At 71.6% G+C, this 1,238-nt stretch carries 1 protein-coding gene and 1 pseudogene; both read right to left on the bottom strand.

Annotated elements, in window-relative coordinates:
* Nucleotides 1-534: pseudogene (locus TSO352_RS24570) on the bottom strand (electron transfer flavoprotein subunit alpha/FixB family protein); the annotation flags it as partial.
* Nucleotides 535-724: 190 nt separating this feature from the next.
* The coding region (locus TSO352_RS24565; RefSeq protein WP_109110854.1) for an electron transfer flavoprotein subunit beta/FixA family protein at nt 725-1,238 on the bottom strand (514 nt) is incomplete at its 5' end.

The following is a 1,238-nucleotide window of genomic DNA, read 5'->3' as shown; positions in this document are numbered from 1 at the left end:
GACGAAGCGCGACAGGGCGGGGTCGGCCACCGGGGCGACGCTCTCGATCGGCGCGCTGTTGCCCGCGGCGGCCGCCTCGAAGGCGGTGGTGCGGACGGTGACGACCTTCACCGCGTCGGCCGACCGGACGGTGGCGATGGCGTTGCCGGCGTAGATCGGCCGCTCGAAGGTGTCGGCGGTGACGACGGCGGTGATCTCCGAGATCATCGCGACGTCGAGCAGCGCCGCGACGCGCGGCAGCACGTTCTTGGCCACCGAGGTGGCGGCGCCGAGGATGTGGCTGTAGCCGGGGGCGAGCGACACCAGCAGGGCGGCCAGCGGCTCGGCCAGCGCGTGCTCATAGGCGGCGTCATCGGCGACCAGCACTTTGGCGACGTCGGCGAGCGTGGCGGCCTGCGCCGCGGCGGCCTGGGCGCCTTTGCCGGCGACCAGGAGGTGGATGTCGGCACCGAGCTTGGCGGCGGCGGTGACGGCGTGGGCGGTGGCGGGCTTGAGGCCGGCGTTGTCGTGGTCGGCGAGGATCAGGATGGTCATGGGGGCGGTCCTTGGTTGGCGGGTGGCGGAGTGTTGGCTGGCGAGTGCCCCCTCCCTAACCCTCCCCCGCTCTGGCGGGAGAGGGGACTGCCGCCGCTTCGCGAATGCTTCACGTCGGCAAGCGTTCTACCCCCTCCACCGCCGAGGGCGGGGGAGGGATGGGGAGGGGGCATCCCGGTTCAACCAGTCCTCAGACCACCCGCGCCTCGTTCTTCAGCTTGTCGACCAGGGCGGCGACGTCGGCGACCTTGACGCCGGCCTTGCGCTTGGCGGGCTCGGTCACCTTCAGCGTCGTCAGGCGTGGCGTCACGTCGACGCCCAGGCTGTCCGGGGTGACGGTCTCCAGCGGCTTCTTCTTCGCCTTCATGATGTTGGGCAGCGAGGCGTAGCGCGGCTCGTTCAGCCGCAAATCAGCCGTCACCACCGCCGGCAGCGCCAGCGACACCACCTCAAGACCGCCGTCGATCTCGCGGGTGACCGCCACGGCATCACCCGCCGGCACGACCTTGGAGGCGAAAGTGCCCTGGCCCCAGCCGAGCAGGGCCGCCAGCATCTGGCCGGTCTGGTTGCAGTCGTCGTCGATCGCCTGCTTGCCGAGGATCACCAGCCCGGGGGCTTCCTTCTCGACCAGGGCCTTCAGGACCTTGGCGACGGCCAGCGGCTGGGTCTCGACGTCGGTCTGCACCAGGATGGCGCGGTCGGCG

This window comes from Azospirillum sp. TSO35-2 (genome assembly GCF_003116095.1).
GTDB lineage: Bacteria > Pseudomonadota > Alphaproteobacteria > Azospirillales > Azospirillaceae > Azospirillum.
Note: the sequence above shows the minus strand (reverse complement) of the source record. Positions and strands in the feature narration are given on the sequence as shown.